Source organism: Peribacillus sp. FSL M8-0224, assembly GCF_038003055.1.
GTDB classification, from domain to species: domain Bacteria; phylum Bacillota; class Bacilli; order Bacillales; family DSM-1321; genus Peribacillus; species Peribacillus frigoritolerans.
Map to the genome: position 1 here is coordinate 2,490,036 of NZ_JBBOOJ010000001.1, position 12,614 is coordinate 2,502,649.

General features: G+C 41.1%; 11 protein-coding genes. 1 reads left to right on the plus strand and 10 read right to left on the minus strand.

The window, feature by feature from the left end:
- Positions 1-160: 160 nt before the first annotated feature.
- The 3 genes from MKX49_RS11940 to MKX49_RS11950 form a co-directional block, all read right to left on the minus strand.
- Positions 161-1,648: a tagaturonate reductase gene (locus tag MKX49_RS11940; protein ID WP_340876568.1), complete on the minus strand. Its 1,488-nt coding sequence runs from the start codon at positions 1,646-1,648 to the stop codon at positions 161-163.
- A gap of 67 nt (positions 1,649-1,715) precedes the next feature.
- Complete coding sequence (locus tag MKX49_RS11945) at positions 1,716-2,729, minus strand: zinc-binding alcohol dehydrogenase family protein (protein ID WP_340876569.1); 1,014 nt, start codon at positions 2,727-2,729, stop codon at positions 1,716-1,718.
- Between the two features lie 45 nt (positions 2,730-2,774).
- Positions 2,775-4,280 carry a UxaA family hydrolase gene (locus tag MKX49_RS11950; RefSeq protein WP_340876570.1) on the minus strand — a complete coding sequence of 502 codons (1,506 nt, stop codon included), beginning with the start codon at positions 4,278-4,280 and terminating at the stop codon, positions 2,775-2,777.
- A 198-nt stretch (positions 4,281-4,478) separates the two neighbouring features.
- Here MKX49_RS11950 and MKX49_RS11955 point away from each other — a divergent pair, with 198 nt between their 5' ends.
- Positions 4,479-5,348 (plus strand): AraC family transcriptional regulator, encoded by an 870-nt coding sequence (locus MKX49_RS11955; RefSeq protein ID WP_340876571.1) that lies wholly within the window; start codon positions 4,479-4,481, stop codon positions 5,346-5,348.
- A gap of 95 nt (positions 5,349-5,443) precedes the next feature.
- Here MKX49_RS11955 and MKX49_RS11960 read toward each other — a convergent pair whose 3' ends face one another.
- The 7 genes from MKX49_RS11960 to allD form a co-directional block, all read right to left on the minus strand.
- Entirely contained in the window at positions 5,444-6,685 is a 1,242-nt protein-coding gene (locus MKX49_RS11960; RefSeq protein WP_340876572.1) for an MFS transporter, read from the minus strand.
- 155 nt (positions 6,686-6,840) lie between these two features.
- A complete protein-coding gene (locus MKX49_RS11965; RefSeq protein WP_336865903.1) occupies positions 6,841-7,842 on the minus strand; it encodes a LacI family DNA-binding transcriptional regulator in 1,002 nt (333 codons plus the stop codon).
- Between the two features lie 160 nt (positions 7,843-8,002).
- Entirely contained in the window at positions 8,003-8,839 is an 837-nt protein-coding gene (locus MKX49_RS11970; RefSeq protein WP_340876573.1) for an SDR family oxidoreductase, read from the minus strand.
- Positions 8,836-9,912, minus strand: a complete 1,077-nt coding sequence (uxuA, locus tag MKX49_RS11975) for a mannonate dehydratase (RefSeq protein WP_054395679.1) — start codon at positions 9,910-9,912, stop codon at positions 8,836-8,838. The genes MKX49_RS11970 and uxuA overlap by 4 nt, the downstream gene beginning before the upstream one ends.
- Positions 9,913-9,924: 12 nt before the next feature.
- Complete coding sequence (locus tag MKX49_RS11980) at positions 9,925-10,545, minus strand: bifunctional 2-keto-4-hydroxyglutarate aldolase/2-keto-3-deoxy-6-phosphogluconate aldolase (RefSeq protein WP_048679678.1); 621 nt, start codon at positions 10,543-10,545, stop codon at positions 9,925-9,927.
- Between the two features lie 14 nt (positions 10,546-10,559).
- On the minus strand, positions 10,560-11,579 hold the full coding sequence (locus MKX49_RS11985) for a zinc-binding alcohol dehydrogenase family protein (RefSeq protein WP_340876574.1): 1,020 nt from the start codon (positions 11,577-11,579) through the stop codon (positions 10,560-10,562).
- Positions 11,580-11,588: 9 nt separating this feature from the next.
- Complete coding sequence (gene allD / locus MKX49_RS11990; protein WP_340876575.1) at positions 11,589-12,599, minus strand: ureidoglycolate dehydrogenase; 1,011 nt, start codon at positions 12,597-12,599, stop codon at positions 11,589-11,591.
- Between the last annotated feature and the right edge of the window lie 15 nt (positions 12,600-12,614).

Sequence of the window (12,614 nt, forward strand, 5' to 3'; positions counted from 1 at the left end):
AGAATATGTAATTCTTTTAATATCTTTTCATTAGGAAACTAACAAGAAAAAATATCACTAATCCAGTATACCAAAAATACAAATAAAATAAAGAAAAAAATAAGAGATAGGGAGAATATTCATGAAATTAATTTTACTAAAATCCTTTCAAAGGCTAATTTCAGTCGATCATCCCTTCTAGATATTGGCATAATTCGTTTCCTAGGTTCGGGATACCGCTCAAATCCTTCCCCCATAGATATTGATTACTTAATGTCGCCTCTATCAATTGTCTAAGCGGGATTTGCCCCCTCTCATAATTAAGCCATTGTTCACTGAAAAATTCAATTGTCTTTATATCGTCTCTAACGACATAATCTTTACCCGCAAAGCTTTTACCAAGATAAGTCCCCTTCATTTCATTAACCCTATAAAATCGGATCAGGCCCGAAAAACCTCTTACGATACAGTCGGGCAGCGTGCCTTTCGACCTTTGATATTCCTCTAAGGTAGGCAGAAGACGAACTTTGAACTTAGAAATGCTATTCAGCGAAATATCGGTCAGGAGGTGATGTACAAAAGGATTCTTAAATCGCTCAAGAACACTTTCCCCATATAGCTTCATCTCATATTGATCAAAGGGTAATGAAGGAATTATTTCCTTTTCGATGGCATTGCTCAGAAATTGGTTGAATTCCGGATGATCGATTGCCTGTTTCACTTCTTCCAATCCAGATAAAATCCCTAAAGGAGCCAACAAGGTATGTGAACCATTAAGTATCCGTACCTTCCTCATTTGATAAGGCGTTAAATCTTTTACCCAACGCACATTCAATCCGGATTTTCGTAAAGGAAGACGTTGATCAATACTAGGGTCACCTTCAATAGCCCATAAATGGTAGGGTTCTGCCGTATTTAGCAGAGTATCCTTATATCCCCATGCCGCAAATAGTTTTTCTGACTCATTGGCCGGGAACCCTGTAACGATTCGGTCTACAAGCGAGTTTAGGAAGAGATTGTCCCGGTCCACCCAATCAATGAATGACTTGGGTAAATCCCAATCCCTGCCATGCTTAAGAACACATTGCTTCAATGAATCACCATTTCTCTCTAAAAGCTCACATGGAAGCATGATCAATCCTTTTTTCGCATCTCCATTGAAATGCAGATAACGGTGATACAAAAAAGCAGTCAGTTTTCCTGGAAAAGATTCCATCGGCTTTCCTTCTTCCAAAGGTATCGGCTGATATTTGATTCCTGCTTCAGTCGTGTTGGAAACTACAAATTCCAATTCAGGATTTTCTGATAGTGCTAAAAATTCGATCCATTCTTCATATGGATCAATTGCCTTCGAAAAAACGGAAATGATCTCTGTACTTTCCACTTTCTCCCCTTGGTGAAAACCACGTAACATTAATGTATACAGTCCATCTTGCCGCTTCACTTCTTCTATTTTCCCTTTCCCGGCACGGCGGGGTTGGGTCACTGCAATGCTTCCCTTGAAATGACCTTGTTTATTACACTCATGAATCATCCAATTAAAGAAGCCCCGAAGAAAATTCCCCTCACCAATCTGCAATACTTTTATGGGGAAATCCATCTTAAGTGAGGATTGGACAGCTTTTGTATCTTTACTCAAAGGCTTTAGTTGACTTTTATTTATGTTCAATGATAAAAGAACTCCTTTCTTATTGAAATATCCAATTCAGAGTGCGAACTAACAGCATACCTAATGCTTATATTTCGACAATCGCCTTGATCACTTTAGCTTCAGGAGTTAACCACCCTTCAAATTGATTGATCATTTCATCCATATGTGTGCGGTGTGTAATATACTGGCTCATATCCAACAAATCATTTTTCAGCGTATTCACGACATAATCAAAGTCATCCCTTGTTGCATTGCGGCTTCCCATTAATGTAAGCTCTTTACTGTGGAATTCAGGATCATTGAAGGTAATATCCGCTTTAACTAAACCTACATAAATCAATCTTCCCCCGTGAGCAGGATATTTAAATGACTCCATCATTGACTTAGCATTACCTGTAGCATCAAATACCACGCTTGGCATATCTCCATTCGTCAATTGGGCCAATTTCTCCATTGGATTCTCCATAACGTTCAAAGTATAATCGGCATTTGCCCATTTGCCAGCAAACGCAAGGCGTTCATCATTTACATCCATTGCGATCACCTTCGCACCCTGTTCTTTAGCGAATGCCATGACTCCCAAACCAATGGGACCAGCACCAATTACTAGTGCAAATTCCCCTTTATGAATAGCGGCGCGCCTGACTGCGTGAGCCCCGATACTTAAAGGCTCTATCATTGCGGATTGATCAAGTGTGAGACCTTCTGTTTTCACCAAATGATTATAAGGAACCGTAATCCACTCACTCATGCCTCCTTCAGCATGTACACCCAACACTTTCATATCCGTACAGCAGTTCGTTTTTCCAGTTCTGCAAGCCAGGCATTCTCCACATTCCATATAGGGGATGATCGATACTTGATCCCCGACATTAAGCCCAGATTCATTTTCCGGTATGGACTCAATATAACCGGATAATTCATGGCCAAGTATTCGGGGATAGCTAAAAAAGGGTTGATTGCCTCCATAGGCATGGATATCCGTACCGCATATACCTATACGTCGCACACGAATCAAAGCTTCCCCTGAGTTTGGAATAGGTTTTTCCGATTCGATCATCTTAAATTCAAAAGGTTGTTCACAAACGATACTTTTCACTGAATAACACTCCTTTTTTTATAGCTTAATAGAAACCGTGTACTATTAGAGAATGACACCTTCTTTAAAGATGCTTATCTCCCTATATCCGAATTTTTCATTATTCGTTTTCTTTTTACCGGATGAAAGCTCAAGAATGTAATGGAATAAATCGTCCTTTAATTCATCGATCTTTTGACCTTCTATCAACCGTCCGGCATTATAATCAATCCAGTGCTTTTTACGATCGGCTAAATCCGAATTCGTGGCTATTTTTACAGTTGGTACCGGTCCGCCGAATGGTGTTCCTCTTCCCGTAGTGAATAGAACGATATGTGCGCCGGCTGCTGCCAAAGCCGTCACCGAAATCAGGTCATTTCCAGGAGAATTGATTAAATTCAAACCATGCTTCTCTACTCGTTGTCCATATGGGCTTACATCCACTACAGTGGCATGGCCCCCTTTTTGTGTACATCCAAGTGATTTTTCCTCCAGTGTACTTATGCCGCCTTCCTTGTTTCCAGGTGAAGGGTTTTCATAAATTTCTTGATCATGGCGAATGAAATACTGTTTGAAATCATTTATAAGGCTAACGATTTTCTTAAAGGTTTCTTCATCCCTCGCCCTGTTCATCAATATCGTTTCCGCTCCAAACATCTCAGGAACCTCTGTCAATATCGTGGTCCCGCCATTTTCCACAATTAAGTCGGAAACCGCACCAACCAATGGATTAGCGGTAATGCCTGAAAAACCATCTGACCCCCCGCACTTCAAGCCTATTTTCAACTTTGAAACTGGTACGGTCTGGCGTATGAACCCTTCCGCATATTCCACTAGTTCACCCAATAAGCGTAAGCCGCTCTCCAATTCATCTTGAACCTCCTGGGCTTTTAAAAATTTAACCCGACTTGGAGGAAATTCGCCTATGACTTCTTTAAATGCTTCGATTTGATTGTTCTCACATCCTAATCCAACTACTAAAACCCCTGCTGCATTTGGATGTTGAACCAAGGCTGCCAATAGTTTCTGTGTATGGGTCAAATCGTCTCCCAATTGAGAACAACCGTAGGGGTGGGAAAAGTGATGAACCCCATCAATTTGTCGATCTTTAAACTGCTCATTTCCCATTTTAGCGAGAAGTTCACATGTTTTATTGATGCAACCAACTGTGTTGATGATCCAGATTTCATTCCGGATACCCACTTCCCCATTTTCACGGATATATCCTTGGAAGGTATGATTTTGACTGGGTTCTTTTGTATTTTGTCTGCTAGGTTGATAGGAATAATCTAATATGCCATGTAAACCGGATGTCAGATTGTGAGTGTGAATCCAATCTCCAATGGAGAGATCTTCTTTAGCTTTTCCAATCGAATAGCCAAATTTGATTACGTCCTCCCCTCGCTTAACCGGATTCACTAACATTTTATGCCCTTTAGGAATGTCATCACGTGCCTTGATATGGATCATTCCCCTATCTTTTGTTTGAATCTGGAGGCTCTGTCCTTTCTGAATCCCCTCCAAGGAAATAACAACATCATCGTTTGAATGCAATTGAACAAATTTATTCATTTTGTTCCCTCCTTATCATGAGTGAAGAAGTTCTAAAGGTAACGTCAATCCATTCCGAAAGCCCTTTCATTTTTCCCTTGAATTTTTTTAATTTTCAAATCTTCTATTAATTTTAACATCAATTTTTGAAATATTAATTGCGTATTTTGCTATAAATATACTCATTTTTGTTGTATTATACTTTCAGGAGATGAACAAATGAAAAAAATCCATAATGCATTAAATCATGATTTACTCTTCCCATTTTCTTTTGTCTATCAAGATACGAAAAGTCCCCAGAATGAATTGTCCGATCATATGCATGACCATTATGAAATTGTTTATGTTTATAACGGTAAAGGGACCTTTTTTATCGGTGATGTGTTTTATGATATGCAGAAAGGGGATGTATTCCTGATCCCGAATAATACCATTCATAGGGCATTACCGAATAAGGACGACCCTGTCACCTCCACCATTATCTTTTTCAGTCCCACATTAATATATAAAGATGTGGTTGATGATTCTTTTTCATATTTACATTTGTTTGATCTGACAAAAAAGAGTAAGAATTATAAAATATCATTGCCGCAAAAGAAACAAGTAAAGATGGAAGAACAGCTAGAACTCATCCTGCAAGAAACGAATAGCCGATCGATGGGCTCGAGGCATGCTTGTTTGCTGATCGTTCATCAAATCATACTTGATTTATACCGTATCCGGATAAATGGCAAACAAGAATTATCCGAGGGCAAGAGCTATAGTTCAGAATGGATGAAAGATATTTTAATCTATATTAATGAACATATGGATGAACCATTGACGCTGACGATACTTGCACAAAAAGCATTGGTCAGTCCCGCTCATTTTAGCAGGGTTTTTAAGGAAACGACTGGAATTGGGTTAGTCGTGTATCTAAACACGAAAAGGATCATCAAGGCAAAGGAACTTTTACTGGAAACGAATCACACCATTGCCCATATTGCCGAAATGTGTGGTTTTGAAAGCATGCCGCAATTTTATCGTACCTTTAAAAAGTACAATGAAAAGACACCAGCTACATTTCGAAAAGAAAATAGGATCCGCTAGGCATGCCTAATAAACAAGAAAAATTATAATTCATTAAAAATGGAAGTGCCCCCCCTTGATATTTCTTTGGGAGACACTTCCATTCTAACAATCTATTACGCAGGCTTTACTATCGGTCGTACAAAACGGATGACCGCTAGCGATGCAACAACTGCCAATCCACCTGCTAGCAAGAATGCAACTGTGTATGTGCCTGAGGTATCGACAATGTATCCTGTTAACGTCGGTCCGATGATTCCTGCTGTATTTGCCAAGAAATGCATAAAACCTCCAACAGAACCAACATTACCAGGGTCGACGACATCGTTGACGATTGCCCAGTAAATGGCACCAGTCAAATATAGGAAGAAGACGGAAAGTGCGACAAGCGTTACTGCACTGACCGTTGTGGATACAAGTCCAGCAAAACCGATACATACCGCCGATAAGAACAAACAAGTTACTAGCACGAGCTTACGTGAGAATAAAACACCTTTTTGTGCGAATTTTTTATAGAAGAAATCCGACACGAATCCACCCAAAGCTAGTCCGATGAATCCAAAAATCCAAGGAATCACTGTAATGATACTCATATTTTCTACACTTAGCCCGCGTGCATCCACCAAATAGCTTGGGAACCAAGTTAAGAAAAAGAAGAGAATGTAGTTGTAAGAAAAAAAGGCTAGAGCTGTAAATAAAACCGTTTTTTGTTTTAAATAGAAGGTGAATTTCAATTTCCCTTCCGATGTTGCCGCTACATAAGATTTTCCTGTATGCTTCTGTTCTTTTGACTCTTCTGGTTTTTCTTTAACGAACTTCCACCAGCAAATCGCCCATATAAGACCAATTACCATTATGGCAATGAAAGATACTCTCCATCCATAAGAGATGGCAATGAATCCAACTATCGGACCTGCAATGGCGCCACCAAGCGGCGTCCCGCTATTCGTCAAACCAACGACAGATGCCCGTTGATTTGCCGGGAACCAGTTATTCACCATTTTATTGATGGTTGCAGAAAGAGGGCCTTCGCCCATACCAAACAGGATGCGGATGACGATCATACTGGCAAAACCGACAGCAAGTACAAGCGCACCACTGAATAAAGACCAAACGATCATCGCCACGAAAAGCGTAAGCTTAGCTCCCCATTTATCGGACGCCATGCCTCCAAGGAAGTTAAATACGGCATAACCAACGGAAAAGCTACTAAAGATAATTCCCATCTGTGTGGCTGTTAAAGATAAATCATCTTGGATGAACGGAGCTGCAATGGACAGTGCAGATCGGTCCAGATAATTTATTACGCCTGCCAAGAACAAGAATACGATAACCATTCCTCTACCATTTGAAAACATAAAGTACCCCCCTATACATTTCTGTAAATGCAGCAGCATTTTTGGAAACGTTTCCATTTAATAACCAAGAGTAAAACCTAAAGATCTTTAACTAAATCGGTTTAGAATTCCTGTAAAAAAGCGCTTTCTTTTTCACAGGAATCTTACATCCGTTTCTAGCAAGAATTCCTTGAAAGCAAAGTCGGTTTCAAGCGATGCACGCTTGTATCCTCTTTTCCTGTTTTATTGATTTGACTAAGCAGTAACTCCGCTGCCAAGTTGGCCATTTCAATGGCAGGCTGATTAACCGTTGTGATGGTCGGTGTATAGAAACTGGCATATGGTACATCATCGATGCCTATGACAGCTATGTCATCAGGTATATGGATTTCATGCTGTTTCATATAACGCAATACTTCATTAAGTACGATATCATTTCCAGCCAATATGGCTTGAGGCGGCTTTTCCAATTCGAAAAATTCTGAAAGTGCAAGCGGAATTTCGTCTGCATTCACGGTTTTTATATAATCAGAATTGACTGGTATCCCATGTGACGCGAGTGAATCCTTATACCCTTGGATCCGTTCGATTCGAGGGCTGATATCACGTATTATTGAAGTGGTTATGATAGCAATGTTTTCAAAACCCTTTTCAATGAACCGATCTACCGCTAACTTGGAAGCAAGGTGATTATCGAGCATGACTGTAGCAATATTCAATTCTTCGATCGTCCTATCCATGAAAACTATCGGGAATTGATCACTCTTCATACGTTGATATAAATCAAGATTGTCCCCTGTGGGGAAAATGATGATCCCATCCACTTGTTTAGCTCTTAGCATTTCAATATAATTCTTTTCCTTTTCAGGATTGTCATCCGCATTGCAAACGATAATATGGAACCCTTGTTCATAAAAGTAGTTTTCTATCGCTCTAATAACTTGCGTTGAAAACGTATGAAGGATATTGGCAACCACTACCCCAACGGTAAAAGTGGACTTTTGTTTTAAACTTCGCGCTATTATATTAGGCTGATAGTTTAACTCTTCGATTGTTTCTTCAATTTTTTTCCTGGTTTTTTCACTCATATATTCATAGCGTTTGTTCAGGTATTGGGAAACTGTGCTTTTTGATACTTTCGCGTGATTGGCGACATCAGTAATTGTAATGGTTTTCATTTCATTCATCCCTGTCGTGTGATTTCAATATATAAGGAATATTCTATTATAATAAGTAAAGCTTTACAATCACCTTCCGATGCAGTAAAAAAGTCAATTTCCCATACCATGGAACTAATTTAATCACGTTAACTTGTTTGCCTTTTTATAGGAGCTGAATTCAGACACCGGAGTATGCCATGAAACCACCATCGACCGGTACCGTAATTCCTGTGACAAAGCCCGAGTAGGATTCATCAACGAGCCAAAGCAACGTTCCAAGTAAGTCTTCAGGCTGCCCAAAACGCTTCATGGGTGTTGAAGAAATGATTTTATTAGACCTTGCTGTCAGACTGCCATCTTCATTAAGCAGAAGATCCCGATTTTGCTTCGTCAAAAAGAATCCTGGAGCAATGGCATTCACCCGTAAACCTGCTTCGGCAAAATGTACAGCCATCCACATCGTAAAATTATTTATCGAAGCTTTGGCCGCACTGTATGCTGGCACTTTAGTCATCGGAGCGTAGGCACTCATGGATGATACATTTACGATAATTGGTGCTTCCACTTGCAATAACTCTTTCCCAAAAACCTGACTGGCCAAAAATGTACCGGTGAAATTACTGGCAAAAACCTGGGAGAAACCATTTTCATCTAAATCAAAAAAGGATTTCCCTTCCGCTTCTTCCCCATATTTCTCTGGTGCTGTAATGGCATCAGGATGATTGCCTCCCGCTCCATTTATTAATAGATCCACTCTTCCGAACGATTCTATTATTTTTCCTCTTGCATTCTCCAATGAGGCTCTATCCAATACGTCTGCTGCTATGGATATCGCAGTGCCCCCTGTTTGTTCAATGAGTTCGACCACTTCTTGCCCTTTTTCGGCCGTTCTGTTCAATATAGCTATCCTGACACCATGACGGGCCAATTCCACAGCCATTTTCGAACATAAAACACCGCTGCCCCCAGTGATCACTGCCACCCTGTTCGATAAGTTTTCATGGATGGGAATCATGATTTCCCACCTGATTTACCAGCTTCATATGCATCCCATAATCCGAGCAAATACATGATGCCCAATGCTCGGTCATATAAACCGTAACCTGGGCGACAATCTTCACCCCAAATATGGCGGCCATGATCTGGTCTGACATAACCAGTATAATTCTGCTTATTCAATTCTTCCACGACGCCCTGTATATTGATGGATCCATCCTGGGTATGATGGGATGTTTCCACAAAGTCACCATTTTCATAAATCTTCACATTTCGAATATGGGAGAAAGGCGAACGATTTGCATACTTTTTAGCCACTTGGACCATATCATTTTCAGGGTTTGCCCCCATCGATCCAGTACACATGGTAAATGCATTCGACGGTGAGTCCGAAATCGAGATCAGTTTTTCATAGCTCGATTCTCCGGTGATGATTCTTGGCAAGCCAAAAATGGACCATGGCGGATCATCCGGATGAATAGCCATTTTAATGCCGCAAGCCTCGGCAACAGGTAATATTTCTTTAAGGAATATTTCAAGATTGGCCCATAGTTGCTCTTCGTCGACAGTTTTGTAAGCTTCGAATAATTCAGAAATCCGATCCATCTTTTCTGGTTCCCAACCTGGTAAAGTTAAATCGGAAGCTTCCGTCACCGTACGAATCAAATCTTGCGGTTCTAACGTATCCACTTTCGCCTTTTCATAAAATAGGGCAGTTGAGCCATCTTCCAAAGGATGGAACATTTCCGTACGAGTCCAATCAAAAATCGGCATGAAGTTATAACAAATGACTTTCACTCCAGCTTCCGAGAGATTTCGGATCGTCTCTTTGTATTTCTCAATATATATCATGCGGTCTTCGTTACCCAATTTAATCGATTCATGGACATTTACACTTTCTACAACATCCGTGTGAAAACCAAATGATTGGATATATTCGATTTCTTCTTTAATTTCTTCCTTTTCCCATACCTCACCAACAGGTTTTTGGTGTAGTGCCCATACAATCCCTTTCACACCAGGAATCTGTTTAATGTGCTCCAATGTAACGGTATCATTGTCTTTCCCATACCATCTAAATGTAATGTTCATCATGCACCTCCGTCATTCCGCAATCTTTTGCATATATTTTCCGCTTAATTCCACTGCTGCTTCATAGCCGCCATTTTGATAGGCTTTGTTCAAGTCACTGCCGATCCCGATTGCTACCGCACCTGCATTCAGCCAGTCCTTCATGTTATCCAAATTAATTCCGCCGGTTGGCATGATTCTTACATTAGGCAGTGGACCATTAACCGACTTGATGAAAGAAGGTTCAAAATGGTTTGCCGGAAATAACTTCAAAACATCACAACCTGCTTCCATTGCCTTAGCCATTTCTTTGATTGTCATGCAACCAGGCATATAGGGAATGCCGTATCGATTACAAAGTTCGGCTACTCCATTGACAAAATAGGGACTGACGATAAAATTGGCACCAGCTAAAATCGCATGTCGAGCCGTTTCAGAATCAAGTACCGATCCTGCTCCTAAGAGTGCATCCGTATTCTGCAGTTCTTTGAAAGCCTCTTCAATTCCCGGTGTTGTATAAGTCAATTCTATTGCCCGAACACCGCCTTCCACAGCTGCTTTAGACAGTTGTGCCGCTTCCTTTGCATCCTGTCCCCGGATAACAGCTACAACTTTCGTTTCCTTTATTCGATGAATGATTGAATGTTTGTCCATACTCCTGCCCCCCTTTAATTAAAAACGATGATCGCTTTTCGAACTTGTTCGGGATGATTTTCCACAAAATTAAATGCTTCCTGGATATCATCCAGCGAAAAGGTATGGGTTATTAAACCTTCTTGTCTGAGTTTTCCTTCATTTAAAAGTTTAACTACTTTTGGGAACTGATTGGTTTGCAACCTAGATCCTTTAACCGATACTTCCTTTTTGGTGATTGGCAGTTGGGAAACCGATGCAGGCCGTTCATCAAAACCGAGTACGACAATCCGGCCCGCCGTTGATACGACATCAAAGGACAATTCAAATGTCATCGGCAAGCATACTGCATCAATGACGACGTTGGCACCTTCTCCATTCGTCCATTCTTCCACTCGTTTTTGAACATCTTCTTTTCCCGCATGGACGGTGATATCGGCGCCGCTTTCTTTAGCGAATTCCAAACGCTCCTCACTTAAATCCGTGATCATCACTGATGCTCCTTGAAGCTTTGCCATCTTTAATATGCAAATCCCAATAGGCCCAGCTCCCTGGATAAGCACTGTTTCCCCTTCCTCCACTTCGCCTCTCCAAACGGCCTGTGCGCCGATTGTATATGGCTCAGCCAATACTATTTCTTCCCAAGCTAACGCGGAATCCACAACATGTAATTGTTTCTCGGGAAGGACGAACCATTCTCTCATACCACCATCTTCATGTACGCCAAAAACGGACAGTTTTTCACAAACATTTTGGCGGCCTTTGCGGCAGGCGTAACACTTCCCGCAGTAACTGATGGGCTCAATAACAACATGGTCCCCAACTTTTATGCCCACGACGCCTTGTCCAATCTCCACAACTTCTCCCGCTACTTCATGCCCGACGACTCGCGGCAGCGTAGCAAGAGGATTCGTACCATGGTAAATATGCATATCCGATCCACAAATCCCGACTCTTTTTACTTTTACAAGGACATCCGTCGAGTTCGAAATCAGTGGTTTTTCCACTTCTTGTATGATAAGTTCATGAGCTTTCCGTACTTGAACCGCTTTCATTTCTCCCACCTACTTTGTAAGAAATTCATAAACACTTGATGCTATCGTAATACCTTGTTTCAGGTTTTTTTCTTCATTGATTTGTTCAATCTCACCCGGTACATATACGCGATCGAACCCTGGAGCAGGTTCAACCTGTTGCAGCTCTTCAATCATTTGATCCATTTGCTCTAAAAATATATCAGTATCTGTAAAGAATGAAGGATTAATTACACAAAAATAATGCCCCAGCTTTCGTTTCTTATCAAGATCGTCATACATTTTCCCAATGTGCGGGCCAAATGCCGCACCGGCCAATAATCCAGAAAACACATCTACAATTACTGATAGACCATAGCCTTTCGGGCCTCCGAAAGTGGAAAGGGAAACGACTTTATTCGGATCCGTGACCGCAGCTCCATTTTCATCGACACCCCATCCTTCAGGGATTTCCTTTCCTTCTTCGCGTGCCTGGAGAATTTTCCCCCATGCAACATTGGATGTTGCCATATCAAGAATATAGGGTTTCTTCGTTTTGGCAGGAACTCCGTAAGCGATTGGGTTGGTACCAAGAAATGATGTTTTTCCCCCGAACGGGACCACAATTTTATCGGTATGTGACATCGCGATGCCAATCAACTTTGCATCAGCGGCTTTTTGAACGAAATAGCTTAGTGCTCCGCAATGGCTGCTATTAAAAACAGTCACCATGCCCACGCCATTTTCTCTCGCCATATCGATTGCATGGTCCATAGCCACGTCGCTGATCACATGCCCAAATCCATCATCTCCATCAACTACACCGGTAACGGGCCCTGTCTTTTGGAAGGAAATCTGGGCTTCGGGATTTATACCCCCTGCCTGTAAACGGTTCACATAATGCTCTGTTCGCAAAACACCATGGGAATTGACATTTCTGAGATCAGCATGAACCAATACTTCCGCAATTTTTCCGGCAGTTTCTTCATTCAAACCCACTTTGGTCAGCTGCTGTATAACTAATCGTTTTGCTTCCTCGGCTTGTATCGTTACTGTTGACATTTCATTCCCTCGTTT